Consider the following 25,936-nt stretch of genomic DNA (forward strand, 5'->3'; position numbering starts at 1 on the left):
GTCAATCGCAGTGACCGTTAGGTGATAAATTTATATTCCAACCTTATTACTCTTGAATATATTCGTCACTTTTGTACTCTAAAACGTCTCCAGGCTGACAGTCTAATGCTTTGCAAATTCCTTCTAAAGTTGATAATCGAATCGCTTTTGCTTTTCCATTTTTCAATATAGACAGATTCGCCATCGTTATTCCAACCCTGTCCGATAGTTCTGTTACACTCATTTTCCTTTTTGCCAACATCACATCAATATTAATTATAATTGCCATAGTTTTCACCTCAGACCATTAAGTCATTTTCTGATTTTATATCGATGGCTTCTTGTAGAAGTCTTTGAAGTACAGCAGCAAAGACAGCAATGACTAATGGAGCAAAAATCATCACCATTCCCACTAGTCCGAGACCAGGTGCGTCATCGATCTCTGCTAGTATAAAGACGAATGGAAGTGCTAGTACATACAAGCCACTCATGATAAGAGCACTATTTTTAATTTTCTTTAAAGCTCTTACTGATAACTCGGAGAAAGCTTGGTTTTTGTCAATATAGCTTAAGAGGTTAAAAGATTGATACAAAGCAAAGTAAAATGGGACAGTGGAAACATACATGATCAAAAGAATGCCATATACCACATAGGCAACATCCGAACCTCTTTCAGCTGCTTCATTAGCTTCAGACGCAATCTGAGGCAATAAAAAGAGACACAAAGCTAGAACCGGAATACCAATAAAAATGACAGCTATCTTTAAAAAGAGTGTTGTTCCGCGTTTCATAAAAAGCACCTCACTAATTTATTTTCAATTTGATTTTAACAAATAATTTATCGATTTACAATAAATTATTGTTGTATTTAATTGTATTCTTATTGTTAATTAAATATTCTTCCCGTTTTTAATAAAGAAAAAAACATTTCTCATGACAAAGAAATGTTCTGTAGCTTGTACTTATTTAATTTCAAACCAAAGTGAATCTTTAATTAGCCAATCCTTCCTTAAGAACCGACGTTACGATATGTAACGAATCCCACTCACCCATTGAAAAATACAAAATGGGATATCTTTGAGGGAAGAGGATTTTATTGATTTGTTTTGGTTGTAACCCTTTACTATGGAGCACAAAAATTTCACTTTGTAGTTCAAGCAAATAATCGAGTTTACGATTGAGATTGTTTCTGCCGTCTTTTAGATACCCTGCATGATTGCAAAATACCTCTTCGAAATCGTAGGCAAGGACTCGTTTCAGGGAATTGATTTGCGTTGGAATGCTTTCATCTCGAAGAACTACTTTTGTCCGATCTTGACAATATAGATCGCCGGTGAATAGTTGTCCTGTTTCTTTATTCAGAAAAGCCATATGATCTGCTGCATGGCCAGGAGTGTGAATAGACTCCCATGTTGTCCCTCTGTTCGTAAAAGTACTCATCATCGGCTTCGCTTGAAATGGGTCTCGTTTTCCCCAGAACACTTTCCTATATAACGGATAGTTCGCTTTCGACTGACAGCTAGTGATAAATTGCTCATTCATATAAATTGGTTTTCCTAACTGCTGTAGATAAGCCGCTCCACCCGTATGGTCTTCATGATGATGGGTGATCATAACTTGATCGATTTCGTGTCGGTCAAAGAATGGGCGGAATTCCTTTTCGAGTGACTTTGCACCGGTATCAATTAAGACACCGTCCGACAAAAAGCTGTACACATTTAGCTTAACGCCTTGAAATGCGATGGTGCCATTAATCATTTGAACACCATTTTGTTCGGACTGCTCCACCTTTTTCTTAAAAATCATGAATCCCGCTCCCTTTAAAAAACCTTCTGTATAGAAGACTTTACCATAAAATGAATGAGTATTCATATTAATTATTTGCCGTTCTAACTTTATATAGGGCAGAATAGTGCAGGTTATGTTCCAAGTAAAAGAACAAAATAAGTAATGCCGTAAATAGGAATTGCAAGTGAAGTAATGACATACATGGTCATCTCGCCTTTAGAAAGTTTTCTTTTCCACTTAGTTAGTTTGAGTTGTCTGTGAAAAAAAATGCTTGAAATAAATACAAAAAAGATGTTAAATCCTGTAGGTTTTCTAAAAATGTGACCACTTCATTTCATCCTTTCCTTTTCCATCTGGCGAGATTTTTAATTTCTCTCATATCAATTCGTTAGCCCTGAAATTTCCATCTTCCATCTGAATTTTACCGTTAATCAAGAACCTTATTTATAAATTTTTACAATAATTTGGTATCACTAATTTTTTAAAAATTTCTCTACATGAATATGATTTCCTAAGACAAACTAATACGAACCAAATTTAGAAAGGATGATGCATTGTGGGCAGAGATGATAACAAATCCCATAGTAATAGCAAACAAACTTTACCTCAGTCTCCAAAAAGCCTAAAAATCGCACCAGGTCGTATCAAAGAAGAAACTGCTAGTGAGTTTGCAGAAATAGGAACTAAAGCTTTGAAAGTTCTAAACGAATCTCCTCAACAAAAAATCGAGCCAGATAATATTAAAGCAGAACTCGCTCGCGAATTTGCAGAGATTGGTTCCAAATCGTTGAAAGGTAAAAGAACATCGCTCCAATACACCTCGAAGAAAGAGTAGTTTAGAAATAAAAATGCACCAACCAAACTTTTAGTGTGTATTGGTTGGGTGCATTTTTACAAAAAGCGGACTTTTTCAATTTTGGAATATCAATAAATTTAATCATGTGGATTTGTAAAAAGCTTTGACATGCGAGTGGATATGTTATAAATTACCCTATAGACGAACATTTTTAAAAAACAAAACTTTAATATTCGGATTTAGGGGTGTAAATGATGGAAAACGTATTTGATTACGAAGATATTCAATTAATTCCAGCGAAGTGTGTAGTAAATAGCCGCTCTGAATGTGATACAACGGTGACTTTAGGTAAACATACGTTTAAGTTGCCTGTAGTCCCTGCCAATATGCAGACTATTATTGATGAAACGATTGCGATCTACCTAGCAGAAAAAGGTTACTTTTATATCATGCACCGTTTTCAACCAGAGAAACGCGTCTCTTTCATTCAAGATATGCAGTCTCGTGGATTAATAGCTTCTATTAGCGTTGGCGTGAAAGAGGAAGAATACGCCTTCATACAACAGTTAGCTACTGAACAACTTGTACCTGAGTTCATTACCATTGATATTGCACATGGCCATTCCAATGCAGTCATCGAGATGATTCAGCATATTAAGAAACATTTACCTGAGAGTTTTGTGATTGCAGGGAATGTTGGAACGCCTGAAGCAGTGAGAGAATTGGAACATGCAGGTGCAGATGCAACTAAAGTTGGCATCGGACCAGGGAAAGTTTGTATTACGAAGATTAAAACTGGATTCGGAACTGGCGGTTGGCAATTAGCGGCGCTACGTTGGTGTGCAAAAGCAGCAACGAAGCCAATTATTGCAGACGGCGGCATCCGTACTCATGGAGATATCGCGAAATCAGTAAGGTTTGGTGCATCCATGGTCATGATTGGTTCACTATTTGCTGGACACGAAGAGTCTCCAGGTGAAACATTCGAGAAAGATGGCAAACTCTTTAAAGAATACTTCGGTTCCGCTTCGGAATTCCAAAAAGGTGAAAAGAAAAATGTAGAGGGCAAGAAAATGTTTGTCGAGCATAAAGGTGCTTTGGAAGATACATTGATCGAAATGGAACAAGATCTTCAATCATCTATTTCCTATGCAGGTGGCAACACATTAGAAGCCATTACTACAGTAGACTATGTAATCGTTAAGAATTCGATCTTTAATGGGGATAAAGTATATTAATAATGCAGTTATTTCCTTAGAGTTTGAATGCAACAACAACAAGACGAGCCGACCAAATATGGGTCTGCTCGTTTTTTTCTGAATGGAATCCCCTATAAGATATTTTACCCGTCAATATTACGTTCTTATTAATATAATACTTAACCATACGTCTAAACTTTCTATTTGATTACCGAGAATACTAGCAAGTAACTAGTGAAAGTCATAAATAGTTGGAACATGATCATTTATGTTACGATTTCATTATCTAAAACAGAGAGCAGGTGAAGTACTTTGGTAAGTCGGAATGACCCTTGCACTTGTGGTAGCGGAAAGAAATATAAGAAGTGTTGCGGGAAAACGAATGTCATTGATATGAATGTAATGATTGATGAAGAACTTGATCTTATTATCGCTGGGTTTGCTGAAGAAGGACTCAGTCCGCGAGAATATGGGGTTATGGATAGTCGTCTTCGTAGCTGGACTTCTGCTCTTCGCGACGTCTTTGAACCTCAGTTAATAGAAGTGCTGGCGATGGATACTTATATATACTTTGAAAATGGAGACTTATGGACAAACTATATAAAAAAACAAATAGGCAAGCAAAGACGCTCTAAAATAATTGAAGTTTTGAATCAGTGGCAGCATCCTTTTTTATTACTGGGTAAAATAGTCACTCAAACAGGTCATTCAGTGACATTACGAAGTGAGATAACTGGCGAAACGCATACAATTAACGGAGATCAAGTGGAAGAAGAATCTCACATAGGGAAATGGTTATTTGGTATAGTAATGCCCGATTCGAGACGCGGTCCAAAAGGACTTATCGGAACAGATGGATTGATTTTCATTCCTGAATTTGATTCACATCTTGTTGATCAACTCATTCAAAAGTTAAAAGGCTCTGAACCGAATTATTTAGACATGTACCAGTTGTTTGTAAAAGAAAGAAATAACGTTGATTTCACACCGTTTCAACAAGAAGTACTAGACTTAGCCAACCAATTCCTAATTCAATATCAGTACAATCAAGAAATGGTTATGAACATTCTAACTGCGTTCTTAATTGAACAAACAGTAAAAGCTAAGAAAGCGAGTGCTGTTGCGGCAGGTGCGATTCAAGTAGCGATTGACTTTGGTTTAATTGAGCCTACTCGCATAACTCAAAAAGAAATAGCGGCACATTTCAACGTGTCTTCGACAACTTTAGTAAAGTATCGAGATCAAATGACCGAGTTCGTAGTGATGAAATTTGCACAATTAGAATCTGAAGAACCAGAACTTTATGGTAGACCTTCTATTGTTACCGAAATGGGTACAGATCCTCGGGCCACGGAACGATTCATGTGGGAAATGGTGATGAGAACGCAACACCAACCATTCGACACATTAGAGTCTCTTAATACATTTATGAATGATGATATGAATGCGCAGTACAAGCCTGTCAATGATCAAGAACACGCTCAGCTATTATGTTACCAAGCTTATGAAGCTAATTCAGATGAAAAACGTCATGAGTTTACATTGAATGCTGAGAAGCTCGATTCAGATATCGCGGATGTTCACCTGTTAAAAGCCGAGCAATCTGAAGACAATGTCCTTATAGAAAATCATTATTTGAAAGCGATTAGAGCAGCTTCCAAAAATTTGGACGAATCATTTGATGAAGCTTGGAATTTCGTTTTGAATCGTCCTTATTTAAGAGCTCGTTTTTCATATGGCACCTGGCTAATGTCTCAAAACCGGTATGAGGAAGCATTGAATCAATTCCAAACCACTCTCAAGATCAATCCAGTGGATCATCAGTGTGTCCGTTGGCTCATTGTTCGAGCACTAATTCAACTCGGACTGCATGAAGAAGCTCTCAACATGTTGTTCATAATTAATCCTGATTTAGATGATGTTTTTTCATATTATTTTGAGTTGGCTATTGCAAAGAAAGTTACGAAGCAGAAAGTCAGCAAAGAATTACTTGAAAACTTCCAACTCAACCCATATATCAAAGACCTATTAAAAGATGGCCAACATCCTGGATCCTTCCCACGATCTTTAATCCTCGAACCGGGAAATCGAGATGAAGCAAAACTGGTGTATTGGTTAGTTTATGGATTACTGTAATAAAAAAAATTATTTTTAGAAAATGCCAAGCGAGTGTTGAAAATCCATTTGCATCTCATTTCTATTCCACCAAAAAACAGCTCAATCATCATGGATGAATTGAGCTGTTTATATTCTATTACTAATACGGGAATAAAAATCTGAGGGAATATAACGATGGCCAAAACCAAGGATCAATATATTCGTAAGAACGGACTGATAAACTAATCTCATATCTTCATCTTCCGGGTAAATTGGATAAGGACTGAAAAAATGATAAGACTTCCATTCAGCAAGATTGTACTTTAAATCTTCGCCGATAGAAGGATTGTTTTTCAGGTTAATTATCGCATTTATAACGGAATTTATAACATTTTCAAACTTCGTTTCATCCTTAAAAATGGTAGAAAGAGCATAAACGTCTACAGCCAATTGTTTAGGATTCATTTCCAAATTTTGAATAGATGAAATATCATGAATGGCTTGTTTTAATAAAGCATGATTAATCATCAGAATGTTAACCTCTATCTTTCAACAGTTCATCTAAATAATCTGATGCTGCAACAGCTAATTTTTCACCGGAAAGTGGTTCCATTTCTTGTACACGATAACCATATAAATTATTAAGTTCAGCATTCGCTAATTCTTTTTGTAAAAATTTAATTTTTTGTATTAACTGTGGAATTAAATCAGGAGTATTTATTTGAGCGACGGTTTCAGCACCAGAAATAACTTCAATTGTATTATATTTTTCCAAAAGCGGAATCCATTCTTTTGTATCACGAATTTTAGAAAGTGCGATGCGATTTCGATTGGGCATTTCACGTTCTAATTGGTTGATTTTATCATCTAAAATAGTTCCCATCTCTTCCACCTTCTTTTCATGTTCCAAGTTTTATTCCCCCTTATTATATCACTCGACACTTTTATGTACAATTTTTGCATAAAAAAAGCCAAAAAATATCCCACTCATATAATATGTACCTCAACAATTAAAGTTAACCACATTTCCGAAGATTTCTTAGCTTTTCACTAGATAAACCAAACAATGCTGTAATCAAGGACCAAGTCGTTACTTTTGAAAGTAGTTTGACGACTTACAAAATATATACCTATTAATGAAATAGCAGATGCTTCACCGTAAAATACACAGATACCATTTTATAGAATGCACGTTTTATTGAATGAAATGCTGTTAAGGGATAAATCAATCAATCAGTATATTCATTGAACTGAAATCACTATTTCAACAACAAAAAGACCATCAAATTAGCAAATTAATGGCCTTTTTTAATGTTTTCGCTAGGAAGGCATTGCTATCTGAGACTATCCATTTTGCTAGTCTACTAGTAACTATAGCAATTATATGAATAAATCAACTGTAAGTTATGCCGTTCGACCATCGACATCCACTTCAATATTTCCTTCAAGAGCTCTTGAATATGGACATACTTTATGTGCGGCTTCCACCAAGTGTTTGGCTACATCCTTTTCTACATCCCGAACCAAAACATCCAGTCTGACGGATAGTGAATAGCCATCATCACCTTGATGCAACGTGACGTGAGCAGTCACTTCCGATCCACCGTGTTTGATTTTTTCCTTTCCTGCCACCAAATTCAGAGCTGAATCGAAACAAGCAGCATAGCCTGCCGCAAAAAGTTGTTCTGGATTCGTTGTATCTTTTTTCACACCTGGCATTGCCAGAGCTAAATCCAACACGCCATCCTCAGATTGGACTCGTCCCTCTCGTCCACCAGTAGCCGTAACTGTCGCTGTAAAAAGTTCTTTCAAATAAATTCCCTCCTCATTTTATTGTGATGTACTCTCGTATTATGTGAATTTGGACCAATCCCATTCACATTACGGATTGATCCCCATTTTTTTATTGATATTTTCTTTCTTCGAGCAAAACTAATTTATTGGCTGGTCTATGGATACTTTAAAACTGATATCAATTTATTGAAAAAAGCCAAGCAAGTGTTGAATCCACTTGCTTGGCTTTTAAGACGAGCACTATGTTCATCATGATTGGTAATCTTTCCACAATGAGATTTATAATAACGGGGTTGGTTCACCAACACTGTAAATTTGCAATGAATGCATCGCTCTAGTGCAAGCCGTATAGAGAACTCTGCGAAGGCTCTCATCTCCGTATACATCCTTGGATGCATCATATATGATGACCGCGTCGAATTCAATGCCTTTGGACAAATAGGATGGGATGACGACAACGCCTTGTTCGTATTCATCTGAGCCTTTCTTCAATAGCTTAATATCGTCGATAATTGACAACCCTTCGTATGCACTCTTGCTCTCTTCAAATGATTTACATATGATGGCGATGCTATTATAACGAAGACTTCGCAATGTTTCGACCTTAGATACAATTCTGCGATTCAGCTCTGTGTGATCGAGCACTTGTGTTAGCTCAGGTCGCTCCCCATCTCGCTCAAAGGGGATAATCCGGTCTCCATTAGGTACTAGTTTGCTTGTAAATTCGATAATCGGTTTTGTAGATCGGTAACTCCGTGTCATGTTTATGACTTCCGTTTCATCTTGTCCGTATAGACTCATAAGTGTGTTAAAATCATTCATTTCACTTGCATGTGCGAAAATCGCCTGGTTGAAATCACCTAGTACAGTCATTCTAGCCCTTGGAAATAAACGCTTAAGGAACTCGAATTGGAACGGTGAATAATCCTGCGCCTCGTCAACAAGGACGTGCTTGATGGATGAGTTTGTTTGAAAACCTTGAATAAGCTCTTTTATAAGGAGGAACGGAGTAGCATCTTCGTAAGAAAGTTTCCCTCCGTTTAGCATTTCCAGTGTCGCACGACAAATCTCCGCCCACTCTTCAGGTGGTTCACCATTTATCCAACGTTTGATTTGTGATGGTTCAATAAAAAGCTGCTTATATATCCCCCTTATGTCGATGAAACCAAATGTTTGGACTCGTTTACGTAAAGGCTTCAATTTTTGTTGGATAATCAATTGAGCAAGATCTTCAGACTGAAGCTCATAATCGGTCATCGATTCTCCTCTTAAGCCACGTTTTTTCGCAAAGTAGATTTGAGCTTTACGGTACTCATCATTACTCAAGAGCTCCATTTTTTCGAGTACCCATGGTTTTTCCATTTCAGTCTTTTTCGTTTCATTTAACTTCTTAATTAGCCAATCCTTTAACTTTTCCAATCGATTATGGAAGCGGAGTGTTGTGTCGTAACTATAAAATCTTTCTGCTATTTGTTGAGCAGTAACAATCGGTTTTCCTCTGAAGTTTAAGTCCTTGAATAACATGCCAGATAACTCTAAAGACTTTCTATAGGATTGGATCGCTTCGAAAAAAGTAGGAGATGCTTTGAATCGAATGCTCGCAACCCTTGATTTGTAGGAAGTAGTACCCTTAGCAGTTAACACATATTCCAATTGATCATAAGGATTTTCTACTTGAAACTCTTTACTTAGCCGATGATTTAAATATTCTTGGAAAGTGACTTGTTGCATGTTCTCTTCTCCCAGTTCAGGGAGTACATTGGACACATAACTGTTAAACATTGAGTTAGGTGAAAATAGAATAATCTGATCGGCACTTATCATTTCTCGATATTTGTAAAGTAAAAAAGCAATCCGCTGCAAGGCGGCCGATGTTTTCCCACTACCAGCTGCCCCGTGCACAATGAGCAGTCTCCCTCGATCATGACGGATGATTCTGTTTTGCTCCTGTTGAATAGTAGCAACGATATTGTGCATATGTTTGTCTGTTCCTTTTCCTAGCACCTGTTGTAAAATCTCATCCCCAATGGTGAGACTCGTATCGAACATAGACTCTAGAACACCGCCACGGATAAGGTATTGCCCTTTTTTCTCCAAGTTACCTTTAATTTCACCACCAGGCGTTACATACTTGGCGGGCCCTGTTTGATACTCATAGTAAACACTTGAGACCGGTGCCCTCCAGTCATATACAAGAAATTCCTCGCCACTAGCATCGGTTAGTGTAGAAATTCCAATATATATTTGTTCCGGAGTGGAATCCCCTTCTTCAATAAAATCGATTCGGGCAAAGTAAGGTGCCTCTTGCATACGTCGAAGCTCGGATAATTTTTTGGCTACCTGTCTAACGGTGCTTTGGCTTACTGATAGAACTTGAGCCTCTTGTCTTAAACCGATGATGGTTTCAAGATAATCATCGAAGCTATCAACATTCACCTTCACATCATCCCAAAAATGTTTACGTATCGTAACCAGTTCGTTTCGACGCTGAGAATTTTCTTCCTCTAACTTTTTAATTCCCTCCGTTATTGTCTCAATTACACATCCCACACGTTTTTGTTCCTTTTGAAATTCTGAATCCATTAAAAATCACTCCTAAAATTGATGGATTTGACAAACGGAAAACTTTGCTGTACAATTTAAAATAGGGATACAATAACCTTTTTTATTTTATACGTATAACTATATAAATTTACCATATGTCCACAATTTTTTCAATGTATTGGACATGTTTTTTATGCTTTTCATTTTCTAACTCTCTTTACATACACTAGAAAACAGAAAAAATAATACACAAAGCAAGCTAGTTCGGATATGAATTAGCTTGCTTTTTTGTTGCTATATCTATGTTTATTAGATGTTTATGTTTGAATTTGCACCCTAATTCGCATAACGATTAGCACGATAAAATTAATAATTGTCTCGTTGCGATTGGTATGCGTATTCACTTGTTAAAAGACTTACCAAATTTGGCGGAAAAGAATCGACGACGCTAAATCAAATACATAATTAGATTAGGAATAAGCATAGCAACAAAGTGGGAATATGAAGCGTCATTGGCATATTTCGGCATACAAGATAATGAACGCTTTGGTTATCCTTATGGCGAGTATTTCATAAGAACAATTGATGATACCGAACTTGTTTTTTATAGTACAGGTGTAAGAAAAGTAAATGGTGTTGGTGGTAATCAGTATATGATTTCTAAATTTAATCTAACTAAAGTAATCGTTGCTGGAACTTGTGCAGGAATAGATGATAAGTTCAGTAATTTAGATATTATTGTGCCCGATAAAGCCATTCAATATGATTGCACAGTAAAAGAAGTAGAGCCTCTTATTAAACAATCCTTCATAGTAGAGATTGATTTGTCCAAATATGGAAATGATTTTTATACTGGAACAATTGGCACCGCTGATAAAGCCGTAGTTATGTGGAAGGACTATTTAGAACTTATAGAAAACGAAATAACAATAGCCGATACAGAAGCGGGTGCAATTGCTTATATCTGTAAGAAGAATGATGTTGAATGCATTATTATTAAAGGGATATCTGATTTTCCAACAGATGAAAGAAACTCTGATAAATTCGAATCGAACATTGAACAAATTAATGTTTATTTAGAAAACACCCCCAAAGTTATGAACAAAATATTTGGCGAATATCTAAAAAGATTTATTTAAAAAAATGTTATTGAAGTAGAATAGTGCGATTACAAAGAATGAAGCTCTGTCCAATTGCAATCAATAAAAATGCTAAAAGCACTGCGTTTGCAGTGCTTTTTCGTTTGCTAATTTATATGCGATTCTCTATATTTATTTTTTGAACTCCAAAAGAGAACCCGTTGTTTTAAAAACGGGTGTTTTTTTATTGTAATTTTATATTTTAATGCTTTACCAAAAAAGTAAACTTACCTCTGTTTTTTGATTTCCAACATGAAGATATACAGTAAATTATTTTATAAGCACATGGGTTTCCGAGAATTATAATTAAAGAGACAATAAATAGAATGTTATTACTGAAGTGGTCACACCAAATTTTTTGATCATGTTGGCGTTTGTAAGACATACAAGTCGAATAGTACCCAAAACTTTCACCTCACCGATCCGCTACAAATTTTTATAGCTAATTCCAAAGAGTATGTGATGAATTTAATTGAGAAATTCTTTTTGCTTCGGCACTTTGAGTGGACTTACTTAAGAAGTCTAAAACTCGGATAAAAGTAATTCTTTTCCTAGGTCTCCGTTGAATTTCCACGTTAATGATTCTCCTTTATACCGCAATTTTTTATTTTCACTTATCTAGCTTTTAGAGGAATTCGTTGCCGTTTATGTAAGGGGTATACAGCAAGGGTTCCAGCTACTCCACTGATCACTAAAAACGAAAGGATTGCGATGGGTAGGGGTTTCTTATTCAAACGTGTTTGACTCATGTAGGACCTCCTTGTATTTGAGCTTACATCTTTAGTGTAGAAGATGATTATGAAGAGGGTGTAAATGAGGTGTTAAGACATTATTTAGAAATTGAGAATTAAACATTGATACAACTTTAAGCAAATAAAGAATCCAGCAACGGGTAGTCTGCTGGATTCTAATGGATTTTTAAATAATTGAGTATTTATTTTGATTTGCTTCTTGCAAAGGTATCTGATTCTTACCAGTTAACTAACTGAGTAATTCTTGATTTGAAGAGACCGGCATTACTCACCTGTGCACAATAGAATCTACCACTTAACTATTCAACCATTCGATTGAGTAATAGTAGTCATTTAAGCATTCACTATATCCCCATCCAATTCCTTCACTTTCGTTTACAACTTCAAACAACCTCTCATTATACTTGGTAAAAACGTGTTCATCTTTGTCACAAGCTTCTACAACATCCCTAAACATCGTGATCATGCTGTTATAGAATCTACTATCAATATCACCATAAGTATTTGTAAACTTACTACCCATTTCTACGTAATAAAGTTTTAAATCAAGGGTTTTATCTTCATCACTTGTTAATTTTTTGAAATCACTAATCGCTTTTTTAGCTTTCACTAAACGCAAGCTTCCATGTCCTCTACTAGGGAAAAATTCATCCTTAATTTCCTTTCTGGCTTTTTCATAAGCAAAATTTATGGATTCCTCACCCATGAACTTAATTGACACATATTGTTGAACCTCAGTGTTTAATTTGTAAATCTCAGATACGAGCTGAATTAATTCTTTCTGATCATACGCTTTTAAGAGTTGCTTTAGTTCACTAACCTTAAGCTTTACCAAGGACTTCACCTTCCTCAAATATTGATATTCAATTAAATTCGATTGAATTATATCATTATCTAAGTCAATAAATCACTCACTTCGTAATAAAGAAATCGGTATTTTCATGTGAGTTACCATCAATCTTAAGCAAATAAAGAATCCAGCAACGAGTAGTCTGCTGGATTCTAAAAATTAGTGTATTTAATTTTGTTTCTTGGAAAAGCACCTGATTTTCAGATCTATTTTACTAATTCGGTACCTTCTTAAAGTTTCACATCTAATGGTGCTGCTAGAAATTGTGGCGCATTATTAACAAAAGAAGTATAGTGTTCACTCTTGTTGTGACTCTCGACAGCCATCAAATCCTGCCACACTTCTACCATAGTGTAAGCACAATTATTTTCTGTACTCTTCATTAAATCATAAGCAATGTTCCCATTCTCATCTTTCGAAGCTGTGAGCAATGGGCGGATTTCTTCTAAAAATGCTTGTTCTTTATCTTCTTGAATCTTAAATTCAGCGTGAATGATTATCATTAAAATGATTCCTCTTTTCTTATTTCCATTCCGTGATTGCTTCTACTGGTAGGCGGACAGATTGATAGCCTTTATCTGCAGCTTTTCCGATTGAAATAAGCATTACTGGATAATATCTCTCTTTATCCATCCCAAAGGCTTCTGCGATTTGGTCTTTTTCATAACCACCGATTGGATTTGTATCGTAACCGTGAGCACGGGCTGCCAACATCAATTGCATAGAAACTAAACCGGCATCAATTAAGTTCATTTCTTTCAATTGTTCAACTGACATAGCAGACACCATGCCTTTGATTGCCGGTAGTTGTGTGTCACGGACTTCAGCAGGCATATGTCCTAGTTCCACAGCTTTTCCATAAATGTCATCGGCATAGTCGATGCTGTTCATATCGGCAAATACAGCAATCATTGCGGCAGAGGTTTTCACTTGATTTTGATTAAACTTGGCAAGGGGAGCCAAAGTTGCTTTGCCTTCTGGGCTGTCGATTACGACAAAGCGCCAAGGTTGGAGGTTAACAGATGAAGGGGCAAGCGTTGCTTTTGATAAAATCTCAGTCATTTCTTGTCTGCTGATTTTTACTGATGGATCATAACTTCGAATCGAACGACGTCCTGTTACGATTTCATCAAAGTTGTTAATAAGTGTATTGTTCATTTCCATTCTCCTTTTTACATACATGAATTTGATACATTGCATCATTGGTTTGGATCAATATTGGTGACATTCTCCTGTATACGTGTGAGCATACTTAAAAGAATAGAACGTTCTTCGGCATTAAATCCCGTTAATAATTTTTTAATGAATTGTTGCTTCTCATCTTGATATGCAATGATTCTTTCACGTCCCTCGTCAGTTAGACGAACAAACGTAAAGCGATTATCTGCTGGATTTTTACGACGGGTCACCATAGCCTTTTCTTCTAGTTGCTTTAAGTGTCTCGTAACCGCTGCATGATCAATGTTTACTTCTTTTTGCAATTCTGTCTGACTGATTTCATCCACTTCAAGCAGTTTGTTCAATAAATCTAGTCGTGATTGGCTAATTCCTGTACAACGCTCAAACTTTGCACTCGTCTGCTTACTAATCTCGTATAATCTATAAACAATTTTTCCTTCTTCAGAACATGAGTTGACCATTTAAAACTACCTCCCACCGGTAATTGATAGGTCAATCATTGACCCGTCAATTAATATATATCTTCTACCCACAAAAATCAACTGATTGGATCGAGGAATTTATTTCACCTGATTTATAAGACAAAAAGAAATGACCCAACCATACGGAGGATCATTTCTTTTATCAATAATGGACAAGTCCAACTTCTAATTCATTTGAATGCAAATTGTCCAAACTTAACCATCTATTACAACAACTTGGACAGGTTTTAGCTTATCATTTTAATTGATTTACATCCTGCAGATACATGGTGAATTGATCACTTTCTCCGTTAACTATCAGGACCCCCTCGTCAGTAAACCTTGGTCTGACAAGCCTTTCCTTAATTTGATTAAAGGTTGGCAATTCAACTAACGTATTGCCTGAGATTTTAAATAGTTTGACTGTATTGGAATCTTTCCATTGGACACTTAATGCCACGTAGTTTTTATATACGGCATAATCACCAAAAGGAGGTGCTTCTAATTCATATAATCTCCCATCCTTTAAATCAATGTAAGCTAAGACCGACTCACTATCCACTTCATTCGTTAGCTGGGAGTAAATCTTACCGTCTGTAAATGTGACAAGTCGAGCATTTTCAAAAGGTACTGCATATTTACCTCTTGAAACTTTTTCATGCAAATCATATAAATAGAATTCTGTTCGATTTCCATTTTCCGTTTTCAATCGTTCGGGTATGGCCATCGTTCCTTCACTAATTGAAGCTCTGCTATTAGCACCATCACCTATTAATTCATATATTTTTGTTTCTTCAAATGACGGTAAATCAAACCTTTGATATGTAGGATTTAGATCTTCTTTGCCAAATGATTTGAAGGTCAGGATATCTCCATCAAGATGATAATCTCCTACATTCTCATCCGAGTATTCTTTGATTTCGTTAGTCGTTCGGTCTAAGACATACATTTTTGATGAACTATTCTTATTCTCTTCCCACGCGAGCCAATTTTCATTTACGGCAAATTCGAATAATCCCGCTCCTTTTTTTGGTTCAACAAGCGCTCTTTTCGTTTCTGAATCAATCGAATAAGAATAAATACCATTGTTGTCTGTGTATACCAATTCATTTGTAGCACCAACATATTTGGCTCGAATTAATGATGGATATTCCACGTCGGGAATGGTTACATCGACTAGGGAATTCTTATTCGATTGCTGAAACGCTCTATCTTCTGACCACTGTTGTACGTAAGGAAAACTTAAAAACAATGATAATCCAGCGATTGCTACGCTAACAAGTAAGGGTTTAAACAGTCTTGGACGCGAGAATTTTTTGTTCTCCAAACGATAACTTGCTTCGTTTAAAATTTTGTTCTTTCGATCGTTTGTTAAGCTGACTTTTTCTGGTATGGATTGATCTAATTGGCGTCTAATATTCTCTCGCATGTTCGATGTCCTCCTCACTTAAAGATAAGCGTGCAATTTTTCTTCCTCTTGCCAATCTTGTTTTCACGGTATTTGCTGAACAGTTCAACACAACTCCAATTTCATTTACCGACAGCTCCGCAAAGTAATGCAACCACACTACTTCTTTATATTTTAGGGGCAAGTTCTCAACCATCTGTGCTACATTTATATTATTTTCCTGTAGCAACATTTCATCTTCTGGCGTTTGTTTGTGAACGGTTAATGTACTAACAAAATTAGAAATTTCCGTTTTGCGATACGCCCAACTTCTAAAATAGTTATGACACTCATTCACTGTTATCCGATATAAGTATGTTTTGACACTAGAGCGATTCTCAAAATTCTCAAGAGTTATGTAATAGCGAATAAAGGCTTCTTGCACAATATCTTCAGCTCGTGTCTTATCCTTTACTAAAGCATAAGCGAGACGAATTAAATAATCTCCATATCGAACCATTGCTTCCGTTAGCAACCGGTCTCTTTCAAGCTTACTCAAACTTCCCCCTCCTTTCATTAACCGTTAGACAAAGCAAAATAGATTTTGGTTTCATTTTCACGAAAATAAAAGCTATTGTTTAAACACATATTTAAACACATTTCTAATACACATTTGCTTTTTTCTTTACTAAAAACGGACTTTTTCACTCCCATTCTTTATTCCAATAAAAAATAGCTCTCAATCGTACAGGATGGATTGAGCTATTTACAATTTACTATTAAGACGCGAGTAAAAATCTGAGGGAATATTACGAAACCCAAAACCAAGGATTAATATATTGGCAGAACGGTCTTAAAAGAAGAATAGGGAGGGATTTTCTATATGAAAGAGGAAATTTCAAGAGTGTTAACAATGGTACAAGAGGGGAAGATTGACGCAGATAAGGGATCCGAACTGATTCAAATATTAAAGGAGAAACAAGAAACAGGTAGGAAGCTTTTTGAAAACCCAACGAAATATTTTGATAAAACATTAAAAGTTCGTGTTGTTTCAGCCGAAAATGAAAACGTCACGATCAATTTGCCAATTAAACTTGTCAAGGTCGTACTAATGGCTGGACACAGTATCGCAACGAGCATTCCTCAATCGGAAAAATACATTAAAGATGTAGACATAAACCTCATTATTGAAGCCATCGAAAACGAATTAGATGGTCAAATTGTTGATATTAAATCGGCAAACGGGGATACCGTTTCAATCATCACTGATTAGTGATTTGCTTATGATGCATGTAAAAGTGAAAGCAAAAGACGTTCGGTTTACCATCCCAATTCCATATGCGATTTTAAGCATTGTTATTTCAATTCTGTCTTCAAATTTTTTTCAGCTACATGCAAACAAATGGACAAAACACCACTTCGAAAGAAGAGAACTTGACTTCACCTTCCCATTACTAGACAAAAAAAAGCTCACTCCTATCGTCAAAGAACTGAAGAATCATAAGGGAATCGTACTTGTAGATGTCAATGCAAAGGACGGTACTGAGGTTAAGGTTAGACTATATTTTTTTGTTGAATACACTGACCATTGGTTAGCATTTCAAAGAAATTGCCGAATATCTCGCTACACAACCAAGAAAACTGTAATAGACATAAAGTTATGTAATTTTAAAAGATCAATCAAGCTTAACCCCGTTCTAAATATAGGACGGGGTTAAAAATGTAATAGAAATTGTATTTGGCACATGTACCTGTCAAGTTAAATTACTGTTGCGCCGCATATTTTTTAAAGTTTTCTAAAATCGCCTGCCATCCTTCTTGCTGCATTTCAACCGGATTAGTCGTTTCAGGATCAAAAACTTCAATTACCTTCGTGTCGTTCCCATGGGAGATAAATGTGATTTCAACTTTTCTTCCATCTTCTAATGTATAAGAAATGAACTCCTGGACACGTACTTCATCATAAGTGCCGCCAAAATCAAAACCAAAACTGCCATCTTTCGCTTCCATTCTAGTAACAAATTTCCCACCGACTTTTAAATCATTTTCAGCGTATGGCGTATGCCAATCATCAGAGGCATTACTCCACTTCGTTATATGACCCGGCACGGTCCAATATTCCCATACTTTTTCAACTGGCGCATGCACAATTGCTTCAACCGTTATTACCGGATGATTCGTCTCCATTTTTTCGACTCCTTTTTCTAATTTTTCTAAGCTACTCACTTTAGATTCGCTATTTCTATCCCTTATTCCTTCTTAAAAATGCCCACGGAAATTAAACAATCATCATGAAAGTTTAAACATTCGTGTTTGTTTCTGCCCTAGGGAGCTATTTTAATTCAAAAAAGAATCCAACATCAACTTCATTGATGGATTCTTAAAATTTCTTATGCAACTGATGTTTGTTCTGAATTATTTTTCGTAGGCTGATCGCTTTTTTAAAATGAGTTTCGATTTTGTGAAATGGATGTGCTAATTTCTGATTGTGTTGTAATGCTCTTATTAAACCAATCTTGTTTCAGCTTCTAATTCCACAGACTTTATTGATAGCAAATCCAGTTCCGGAGTCCCACCCAGTAGCTGAAGTAATGGACCGTATCAACGTTGAAATGTTATTGAAACGGTGATATCCACCGTCTTCAAAAACCTGTTGGAAAAAATGTAATAAAGTACTCGTTAACTGATCCTACAGATATATAAAGCACCCAACGATTAATTCGCGGCTGCATTATTACTGCTAATTTTGTAATCGATTGCTTGTATTCGTATTGCCAGGAGAATTGACAGTATTCTTTTTGGCCACATTAGTTGGACCTTTCACCATATTTGCAGTTTTACCCACTGTATTCATAGTAGCAAATTCAGTCTTTTCCAATGTGCTGCTCCAGCCGTATCCTTAACACTTTTGGAAATTTAGTTTCCTTGTTGATCGGTATTTTGTTGATTTGTCATATTTTCCTGAATAAAAATTAGGATATGTCATATAACAAACTTTATTCAGTGGGATTAAGGTTGTAAAGAATATGAAAGTTATAAAATTCAAACAGGTATGCACATATCAACTAATGGCATCAGTAAAAATCGATTAATTTCTACGGTCTCGCCGAATTACATAACTATTAAAAGTCAAGGATTGTATTGATAGGAAACGAGAAGTACGAGAAATCTACATTTCTTTGTCAGAGTGTATATTTGCTAGGACAATTTTTCAGAAAAGATTTATAAATTTTTTAATTTCCACCACCAATCCTTCAGTGTTTGTTGTGTCATCCTATCTTTCACTGTTTCGTACAATAGATTCTCCCAAAAATTACTCAAGTTTAATAGAGTCCGCTGAATAACTTATAGATGTGGAAGCAAAACTAGTTTCTCATTTGCAGCTCCACTAAAGACAAATAGAAATGGGGTGAAAATAGAATGGTTAAAATAGTATTAGACGCAGGACATGGATTAAGTACACCTGGTAAACGAACACCGGATGGGGAAAGAGAATGGAGTTTCAACAATAAAGTTGTACTTGCAGCAATCGATAAACTTCGAAAATACGAGAATGTTGAAATTTTGCGAGTTGATGATCCGACGGGGAAAACGGACATATCGTTAAATATTCGTACAAACAAAGCAAATGCATTTAATGGAGACGTCTATATCGCATGCCACCACAATGCAAACACGGGTACTTGGGGGCCGTGGACAGGAGTAGAAACATATACGCATAATCATTCACAAGTGAAGTCCGAAAAGATTGCCGAGGTTATACATGCTTTAGTCGTAAAGGCAGTTGGACTACAAGACCGAGGGGTGAAAAAGCAAAACTTCCATGTTTTACGAGAAACATCTATGCCGGCCATCTTGATTGAGGGGGGCTTTATGGATTCATATATCGACATTAATGTATTGCGCGATAACTCTAAACTCAAGGCTCATGGAGAAGCGATAGCAGCAGGGTTAGTTCAATACTTTGGGTTAAAATTGAAAGTAACAGAAAAAGACTATTTAAGTATAGGAGATACCGGGAAAGATGTAAGACAACTACAAGAGAACTTGATTAAAGTAGGTTATAAGTTGGTTGCAGATTCGAATTTTGGACCTTTGACCGAAAACGCAGTAAAGGCATTCCAAACTTTAAATGGACTACTTGTAGATGGTTTTTACGGACCGACTACTAAAGCTAAGTTGGAGAACGCAGTAAAACCTAAACCAACACCACCAAAAGGAACATTATATACAGTTCAAGTAGGAGTCTTCAATGACAAAGAAAATGCTGAGCGATTAGCAAAAGAACTGAAGAGTTTTGGGTATCCTGTATATATTCATGAATCTTGAATCATTTACGTTTGATGGTATTGGAAAAGCCATTTCTGATTTCTTTTGTTGATAGACTCATAGCAGCCATGCCGTTTTTTCAGTACATTGGAGCAACGGGACATTCACCATTTCCAGACTCTCCGGCATTCAACTTTCGAGAACGACAAAAAGAATGCCGTCATGTTACTGCTTGCCGGCATTGGCATATGGACATTCGGTTTGTCGGGTGGAGAGAAATTATTATCCATGTTAGGTTGGGGAACGGCTGTACTCGGCATCATCGGATATGCCATGACAAGTCTACGACAAATAAAATCGCGGCGAACAAAGTCAGGCAAAAGTTCCGACTGAACGGACTGGCGATAAACAAGTTAACAGTGGAAGTGTGGTGTACTTTATCGTCGGCGAAACCATCTTGCTTATCGCCTTCTTGGTATTTGAGTTCGCTACATTCTTTATTGGAAAAACTAAAATATAATAAAAAAACTCGATAGTAAAAGTTTTTACACACTCAATTTTCATTCCTTATTTCAATAAAAACAGCTCAATCATCATGGATGAAGTGAGCTGTTTTTATTGTATGAATAAGACGTGGTTCCGGCATTGATTTCAGTGTCAAATTGTCCAAAGTTAGCAATATATTTTCAAATGGGATTCTGTTTTCTTTAAGCCTTTACTAATTCAAATTGAGATGTCGAGTTTAAGAGTGTTTCGGATTGTGCGCCTACATCTTCAATTCGTTTAGAAAGTGTATCTATGTCGTCGGTATGGTTTGTTAAATAGATATTCGTTTCATCTATTAATGCCATATTCTGTTGAATAGCATTTGTTAAATTGCCGATTGATGTATAAGTAGATTCTTGTTCAGCATCCAGAGTTTGCATCATTATTTCCATTTCTTCAAATTGCATCTTGGTTGTACCAATAAATGAAGTGATTAGTTTCAATTTAGAGGCTGTTTCATTAATCGTTTCACTGCTCGTATCAGACGCTGATAATCCAGCTGCAAAAACATCTGACATTTTTTGTCCCTGACTGGTTATTTCCGAACTTAATTCATGGATATGGGAGGCCGCACTGGATACTTGTGCTGCAAGCGATCTAACTTCTTCAGCTACCACTGCAAATCCTTTGCCATGTTCACCTGATCTAGCTGCTTCAATGCCAGCATTTAATGCGAGTAAATTTGTCTGTTTTGAAATTTGCTTCACCTGACTTGCTATACTGACAATTTCATTTGTTCGTTGTTGGAGTTTACTTCGTTCATTTTCAGCTTGATTTAACAAATCTTTTAATTTCATCATTTGATTAACTGTCGTTGTCATCGAAACGCTACTGGCTAATGCATGCTCTTCTGCATGTGATGATTGTTCCAATAAATCTTGTGATTTTCTTCGGTAGTTTTTCATTTGGTTTGAAAATGATTGAAAAAATAGTTGGATCGTTTGTGCTGATTCAAACTGACTTTTCGAATTTAAAAGGGCTTTTTTCATAGATTGCTCTACCGTCTTAGATCCTTTTTTCGTATCAGCCGAAAATTCATTTAGTGCAGAGCTATTATCAGATAAATGAAAAGCAGTGTCTTGAATGAGTAAAATCATCTCAGTTAACTGACGTTTCATATTGTTCATTGCATTTGAAACTTGACCAATTTCATCGGATGCATGAATTTTTAAATCTTCATGAATCAGATTTCCTTGAGAAATTCCATTCGCTTTTGTAGCAACTCGATTTAATTGTGATTTAATTTGTCTATTGGTCATAATTAATAAACCCGAAGATAGAACAACAGCCAATAGAGAAGCAACGATCACAATTAGTATTGTCCATGTCTTTTGCACTTGCATTTTGTTCAACGCTTCTGTTCTTATGCTATTTTGATCTTCTCTATATGTAGTGAGGTCTTCAACTAACCCCATTGTATTTTTATGTAGACTCATCAATTGACGTCTTTTTGAAACATTATCTTTCTCAGAAATGGATTCCGGTAGTCTTTGATCGAATGTAACGTACATCGCTTCTAGAGTCTTATCGAATGACGACCAATTAATTTCATGTATTGCATTTTCAATTTGGCTTTTTACTAATTCTATATTTGTCTTTGATTGTTGATAATTTTCTAAGTGTTCATCCATTGGATCGCCAGCGTATAAACTCATTGAAATATATTGCCGATTAAGTTCGAGTAATAACAAATCGGTTTCCGCTAGTTGATTGGCCGTTTTTTCAAGTTTTTGAGACCACTGTAGATTGGCTAAGACCTGGAAAACCAAAATGATTATAACCGATGTAAACAATAAAAAAGAACTTCCTAAAGCAACCATATATTTCTTTCTTAAGGGTATTTTATCCCATTTCATCATAGTTATATCGACCTCCTAAATCGAAATATAGCATATTCTATTTAGGCAAAGTCTCTTTTACACAAACGTTTACAAACCTTTTACATTGATTTAACAAACATAACTACATGGGCTATTTTAGAACGTATTTAGATTGATAGATAGGTTCAACAAAGAAACAGCTCTCATTTCTCAGTTTGCACATTTTTTTAATCGCGTTGCCTCTTCAATTACTTCTTCTATACCGCTAAACTGTTTCTTTTGATTTGTGACAACCGCAATGGATATGGTGACTAAAGGGATTTTTTCCATTTCTCCTGAGCGATTTTCTGCGTAAATGAACTTTTCCTCGATATGTTTTTTTGAGTAGTGTTTTATAATCTCTTCGTCAAAACTCTTGATTACATACTCGCAGAAGTCGTGGAAGTCATAGTGGTTAAAGATTGCGATGTAGTCATCACCCCCAATATGCCCTAAAAAGTCTTCACCTTTCTTAACTATTGCATTTGATAATATGTCCGCTGTTAACTGAATGATTTCGTCACCTTTTTTAAAACCATAATAATCGTTGTATGCTTTGAACCGATCCAAATCGATATACAATAAACTGAATTCCTTTTTCTGCGCCAGGCTTGTTTAATATTCTCATTAATAATATTGTTACCCGGCAATCTTGTGAGGGGATTTAAGTAGCTGGCAAACTCCACCTGAATATCCGCCACTTTCATGAGCAAATTCTTGATACTTACAACCCCAACGATTGTATGATCCAATTCAATGATGACATCATCATATATCTCTTCTTCTGGTCTATTCATTGCTAATTTGCTGACTTCAATAGAGGAGGTGAAATAGTCCACAATTAACGGTTGTTTATTTGCCAAGATGCTTATAGATTTTGTCATGAACAGATTATACCCATATCGAGTACCCATTTTTTGATAAAATCGAGTTCGGGTAATTAAACCTGGTCTTAAACTATGGTCATTTAACACAATTCCTTGTAGTTTGGGGTTGTCTTGAAACACGAGATCAATCTGATTACAAGGTGTTTCAAAATTTAGGATAGGTGTTTCTTTAGCAATATCTCCTATGTAAGCTATCACACAAACTCCTCCATTTTTTTAAAGTCATTAACATGTAAAACTTCTTATTTTCGACTCAAAGTAATTCAATTTAACTACACCAATTGGTTCTTTTGACTTTACTTTTTAGATACATTTGGAAAATAATTTATAAAATAACCCATCTTCTATACTCAACTACTCGAGTAACTAGATGGGTCAACTTTATATAAACATCTGTATACATTATTTTGCTAGATAAAAAGGAGTTGTTGGTAAAACAGTTGATGGGTGGAGAGGAAGCTGTCCATTAGTTAATAATGAACTCGGTTTACCTAAGGCATATCCTTGTCCATAGGGAACACCTAATTCTTGAAGAAACGTTAACTCTGATAATGTTTCAATTCCTTCTGCAATGACATCAGTTTTGGATTGGGCTGCAAATTCCAATAACAACTCGACGAGATGCTGCTGTGCGGGGTTATTGTGTATATTACGAATTAGAGATTTATCGATTTTAATGAATTCTGGTTTTAAATAGACAAGTGTTTTCAAGCTATTGTATCCGGTTCCAGCATCATCAACTGCCACTCTAAAACCTTGCTGACGATAGTTGTCGATTATCTTTTCAAATCGACTATAGTCAATCACAGCTTCTTTTTCGGTTAATTCTAAGACGATTTGACTCGGTGAAAGATTGTACTTACTTAATAACTCTAATGTTTTTCCGCTACGATATGCTGAGTCTGCTAAAACCTGGGGTTGAATATTAAGAAATACCAGTTTTTCATCATGGTTTTGCGTATGTTTAACCTGTTCGGAATATCTCTCTAACGAAAGATCCCGTAAAAAGGCTTCAACCATAAACACAGTTTCGCTTTGCCCAACATAGTCATAAAATTTGTCTGTCGTAGGAAAAAAAGATGTAGGTTCTGGCCGATTTAATATTTCAAATCCAAGCGTTTCATTTTCTTTTAAGGATAAAATGGGTTGAAATACGGTTGTTATTTTTTGTTTCTGAATTAATCCTTTAAACTCTTCACTCTTTTCAAATTCTTGCTTAAAATTATTATGATGCTTATGTAGATATCTTACGTATTTAACTAATTTGTTTATTTGATTAATTTTCATTTGAACTCCTTAAAGCTTACTTCACTCCTCTTTTAGTATACTTACCGATTATTTTTCCAGTGTTAAGTTTTTGTAAATACTCCTCACTCTTCTTTTTACTGTTAGATCGATTACGTATAAATGTTTTCAAAATATATGCCATTCAAACATAGAAACCCAGCAATCTTATTACACAAGATTGCTGGGTTTCTATGTTTTTAGATCTTCTAACTTAAATGAAACTTTTTAGTAGTTTAAATAACTTCAATTTGTTGAGTATGATACTTCTCACTCATAAACAAAATCATTTTCGCTACTTCATCAGCTGCAATTTGGATACTTGCGACTTCCTGGGCAACAGGATGGTTTCCAATACAGATGCTTTCTTTTGCGGCTTTGAACATGCAGATGTCATTTGAGTCATTGCCAAATGCAATAAATTCTCTCTCTTTAAGTCCAATTTGCTGTAAACCGCTCCACTTATCAATTCCTTCTGGGCTTATATCAAGTATCCCTTCGTTTTGGTGAAGGTGTATCGTTAAAGAAAGTGCTTCCAGACTTTTTTGTATCTCTGTATTACTAGTAAAAAGAACCACTTTCACTATATTTTCAAGTAAATCGATCGACATATTCTTTGCACTCTTTAAAGGGTCGATGTTTTGATAAATTGGATGGGTTAACTCACCGGTATAGCTGTAATCCCAGCTGCTATCAATCAAATAAGGAACTTGGTATGTATCAATAATATTAAATAGATGCTTACAAGCTAATGCATCAAAACTATTCACTTCAATTGAGCCCTCCACATTCCGAAAAGCGCCGTTCCCCCCAACCATTCTTAAATGATGATATTTTTTCGGCAACACCGGTAGCAAGTCACGTATCGGTCTTGCCGATGCAAAGACGATCTCATGCCCCATCGCCTGGCAATCATCTAAAGCAGCGCAAATCTCTTGAGTTAAGGGTTGGCCTTTAAAACAAATGGTTCCGTCAAGATCGAATACAAATTGCATGATTAATCACCTCTCTAACATCTTAACTAATCTTCTTTACACTAAAAAGGACAATTCGATCTTACCTAAACATTTCAGTGTGGAATGCATTGGGTAGTACTTTTTAATCAACATTCTACAGGTACTACTTC

At 35.9% G+C, this 25,936-nt stretch carries 26 protein-coding genes and 2 pseudogenes; 8 read left to right on the forward strand and 20 right to left on the reverse strand.

The genetic code is table 11. The features are described from left to right. Positions 1-46 precede the first annotated feature (46 nt). The 3 genes from AC3EA5_RS00160 to AC3EA5_RS00170 all read right to left on the reverse strand — a co-directional run bounded on the left by AC3EA5_RS00160 (position 47) and on the right by AC3EA5_RS00170 (position 1,785). Entirely contained in the window at positions 47-268 is a 222-nt protein-coding gene (locus AC3EA5_RS00160) for a helix-turn-helix domain-containing protein (protein ID WP_394191482.1), read from the reverse strand. A 10-nt stretch (positions 269-278) separates the two neighbouring features. Continuing rightward, positions 279-770: a DUF2975 domain-containing protein gene (locus AC3EA5_RS00165; protein WP_488606545.1), complete on the reverse strand. Its 492-nt coding sequence runs from the start codon at positions 768-770 to the stop codon at positions 279-281. A gap of 199 nt (positions 771-969) precedes the next feature. Further along, a complete protein-coding gene (locus AC3EA5_RS00170) occupies positions 970-1,785 on the reverse strand; it encodes an MBL fold metallo-hydrolase (protein ID WP_488606546.1) in 816 nt (271 codons plus the stop codon). A gap of 538 nt (positions 1,786-2,323) precedes the next feature. Between AC3EA5_RS00170 and AC3EA5_RS00175 the strand changes: the two genes are divergently transcribed. The 4 genes and pseudogenes from AC3EA5_RS00175 to AC3EA5_RS00190 all read left to right on the forward strand — a co-directional run bounded on the left by AC3EA5_RS00175 (position 2,324) and on the right by AC3EA5_RS00190 (position 5,898). Further along, complete coding sequence (locus AC3EA5_RS00175) at positions 2,324-2,602, forward strand: hypothetical protein (protein ID WP_488606547.1); 279 nt, start codon at positions 2,324-2,326, stop codon at positions 2,600-2,602. Positions 2,603-2,817: 215 nt separating this feature from the next. Then, positions 2,818-3,801, forward strand: coding sequence for a GMP reductase (guaC, locus tag AC3EA5_RS00180; protein WP_488606548.1), 984 nt, complete (start codon positions 2,818-2,820; stop codon positions 3,799-3,801). A 273-nt stretch (positions 3,802-4,074) separates the two neighbouring features. Then, positions 4,075-4,140 (forward strand): annotated as a pseudogene (locus AC3EA5_RS00185) (SEC-C metal-binding domain-containing protein); the annotation flags it as partial. 15 nt (positions 4,141-4,155) lie between these two features. Further along, positions 4,156-5,898, forward strand: coding sequence for a tetratricopeptide repeat protein (locus tag AC3EA5_RS00190; protein WP_488606689.1), 1,743 nt, complete (start codon positions 4,156-4,158; stop codon positions 5,896-5,898). A 108-nt stretch (positions 5,899-6,006) separates the two neighbouring features. On the opposite strand, the gene AC3EA5_RS00195 is transcribed toward AC3EA5_RS00190, so the two are convergent. The 4 genes from AC3EA5_RS00195 to helD all read right to left on the reverse strand — a co-directional run bounded on the left by AC3EA5_RS00195 (position 6,007) and on the right by helD (position 10,236). Continuing rightward, positions 6,007-6,387: a hypothetical protein gene (locus AC3EA5_RS00195; protein ID WP_488606549.1), complete on the reverse strand. Its 381-nt coding sequence runs from the start codon at positions 6,385-6,387 to the stop codon at positions 6,007-6,009. A gap of 7 nt (positions 6,388-6,394) precedes the next feature. Then, a complete protein-coding gene (locus AC3EA5_RS00200) occupies positions 6,395-6,769 on the reverse strand; it encodes a hypothetical protein (protein ID WP_488606550.1) in 375 nt (124 codons plus the stop codon). Between the two features lie 494 nt (positions 6,770-7,263). Next, a complete protein-coding gene (locus AC3EA5_RS00205) occupies positions 7,264-7,671 on the reverse strand; it encodes an organic hydroperoxide resistance protein (RefSeq protein WP_488606551.1) in 408 nt (135 codons plus the stop codon). A 261-nt stretch (positions 7,672-7,932) separates the two neighbouring features. Next, positions 7,933-10,236 (reverse strand): RNA polymerase recycling motor HelD, encoded by a 2,304-nt coding sequence (gene helD / locus AC3EA5_RS00210; RefSeq protein ID WP_488606552.1) that lies wholly within the window; start codon positions 10,234-10,236, stop codon positions 7,933-7,935. 473 nt (positions 10,237-10,709) lie between these two features. On the opposite strand from helD, the gene AC3EA5_RS00215 reads away from it, so the two are divergent. Next, complete coding sequence (locus tag AC3EA5_RS00215; RefSeq protein ID WP_488606553.1) at positions 10,710-11,336, forward strand: 5'-methylthioadenosine/S-adenosylhomocysteine nucleosidase family protein; 627 nt, start codon at positions 10,710-10,712, stop codon at positions 11,334-11,336. Positions 11,337-11,950: 614 nt separating this feature from the next. On the opposite strand, the gene AC3EA5_RS00220 is transcribed toward AC3EA5_RS00215, so the two are convergent. The 7 genes from AC3EA5_RS00220 to AC3EA5_RS00250 all read right to left on the reverse strand — a co-directional run bounded on the left by AC3EA5_RS00220 (position 11,951) and on the right by AC3EA5_RS00250 (position 16,524). Further along, on the reverse strand, positions 11,951-12,085 hold the full coding sequence (locus AC3EA5_RS00220) for a hypothetical protein (protein ID WP_488606554.1): 135 nt from the start codon (positions 12,083-12,085) through the stop codon (positions 11,951-11,953). Positions 12,086-12,383: 298 nt separating this feature from the next. Then, positions 12,384-12,932 (reverse strand): DUF6155 family protein, encoded by a 549-nt coding sequence (locus AC3EA5_RS00225; RefSeq protein ID WP_488606555.1) that lies wholly within the window; start codon positions 12,930-12,932, stop codon positions 12,384-12,386. Between the two features lie 236 nt (positions 12,933-13,168). Then, a complete protein-coding gene (locus tag AC3EA5_RS00230) occupies positions 13,169-13,441 on the reverse strand; it encodes a putative quinol monooxygenase (RefSeq protein ID WP_488606556.1) in 273 nt (90 codons plus the stop codon). A 19-nt stretch (positions 13,442-13,460) separates the two neighbouring features. Then, the gene (locus AC3EA5_RS00235; protein ID WP_488606557.1) at positions 13,461-14,096 is read right to left on the reverse strand and encodes a nitroreductase family protein; all 636 of its coding nucleotides are present in this window, start codon (positions 14,094-14,096) and stop codon (positions 13,461-13,463) included. Positions 14,097-14,137: 41 nt separating this feature from the next. Continuing rightward, a complete protein-coding gene (locus AC3EA5_RS00240) occupies positions 14,138-14,578 on the reverse strand; it encodes a MarR family winged helix-turn-helix transcriptional regulator (protein ID WP_488606558.1) in 441 nt (146 codons plus the stop codon). Between the two features lie 256 nt (positions 14,579-14,834). Continuing rightward, positions 14,835-16,007 carry a hypothetical protein gene (locus tag AC3EA5_RS00245; protein ID WP_488606559.1) on the reverse strand — a complete coding sequence of 391 codons (1,173 nt, stop codon included), beginning with the start codon at positions 16,005-16,007 and terminating at the stop codon, positions 14,835-14,837. Continuing rightward, positions 15,991-16,524 carry a sigma-70 family RNA polymerase sigma factor gene (locus tag AC3EA5_RS00250; protein ID WP_488606560.1) on the reverse strand — a complete coding sequence of 178 codons (534 nt, stop codon included), beginning with the start codon at positions 16,522-16,524 and terminating at the stop codon, positions 15,991-15,993. Before AC3EA5_RS00250 ends, AC3EA5_RS00245 begins: the two co-directional genes overlap by 17 nt. 324 nt (positions 16,525-16,848) lie before the next feature. On the opposite strand from AC3EA5_RS00250, the gene AC3EA5_RS00255 reads away from it, so the two are divergent. Together AC3EA5_RS00255 and AC3EA5_RS00260 are read left to right on the forward strand one after the other, a co-directional pair. Beyond that, entirely contained in the window at positions 16,849-17,238 is a 390-nt protein-coding gene (locus AC3EA5_RS00255; protein ID WP_488606561.1) for an SHOCT-like domain-containing protein, read from the forward strand. A 10-nt stretch (positions 17,239-17,248) separates the two neighbouring features. Then, positions 17,249-17,527, forward strand: a pseudogene (locus AC3EA5_RS00260) (hypothetical protein); the annotation flags it as partial. A gap of 202 nt (positions 17,528-17,729) precedes the next feature. On the opposite strand, the gene AC3EA5_RS00265 reads toward AC3EA5_RS00260, so the two are convergent. After that, complete coding sequence (locus AC3EA5_RS00265) at positions 17,730-18,152, reverse strand: SRPBCC family protein (protein ID WP_488606562.1); 423 nt, start codon at positions 18,150-18,152, stop codon at positions 17,730-17,732. 1,233 nt (positions 18,153-19,385) lie between these two features. On the opposite strand from AC3EA5_RS00265, the gene AC3EA5_RS00270 reads away from it, so the two are divergent. Further along, on the forward strand, positions 19,386-20,294 hold the full coding sequence (locus tag AC3EA5_RS00270) for an N-acetylmuramoyl-L-alanine amidase (RefSeq protein ID WP_488606563.1): 909 nt from the start codon (positions 19,386-19,388) through the stop codon (positions 20,292-20,294). 647 nt (positions 20,295-20,941) lie between these two features. Here AC3EA5_RS00270 and AC3EA5_RS00275 read toward each other — a convergent pair. From AC3EA5_RS00275 to AC3EA5_RS00295, 5 genes are all read right to left on the reverse strand, one after another. Further along, on the reverse strand, positions 20,942-22,639 hold the full coding sequence (locus AC3EA5_RS00275) for a methyl-accepting chemotaxis protein (RefSeq protein WP_488606564.1): 1,698 nt from the start codon (positions 22,637-22,639) through the stop codon (positions 20,942-20,944). A 171-nt stretch (positions 22,640-22,810) separates the two neighbouring features. Continuing rightward, positions 22,811-23,221: a diguanylate cyclase gene (locus tag AC3EA5_RS00280; protein WP_488606565.1), complete on the reverse strand. Its 411-nt coding sequence runs from the start codon at positions 23,219-23,221 to the stop codon at positions 22,811-22,813. Next, a complete protein-coding gene (locus tag AC3EA5_RS00285) occupies positions 23,143-23,724 on the reverse strand; it encodes a CBS domain-containing protein (protein WP_488606566.1) in 582 nt (193 codons plus the stop codon). Before AC3EA5_RS00285 ends, AC3EA5_RS00280 begins: the two co-directional genes overlap by 79 nt. A gap of 204 nt (positions 23,725-23,928) precedes the next feature. Continuing rightward, positions 23,929-24,813, reverse strand: a complete 885-nt coding sequence (locus AC3EA5_RS00290) for an EAL domain-containing protein (protein ID WP_488606567.1) — start codon at positions 24,811-24,813, stop codon at positions 23,929-23,931. A gap of 233 nt (positions 24,814-25,046) precedes the next feature. After that, positions 25,047-25,805: an HAD-IIB family hydrolase gene (locus tag AC3EA5_RS00295; protein WP_488606568.1), complete on the reverse strand. Its 759-nt coding sequence runs from the start codon at positions 25,803-25,805 to the stop codon at positions 25,047-25,049. Positions 25,806-25,936 lie beyond the last annotated feature (131 nt).

This window comes from Paenisporosarcina sp., assembly GCF_057785155.1.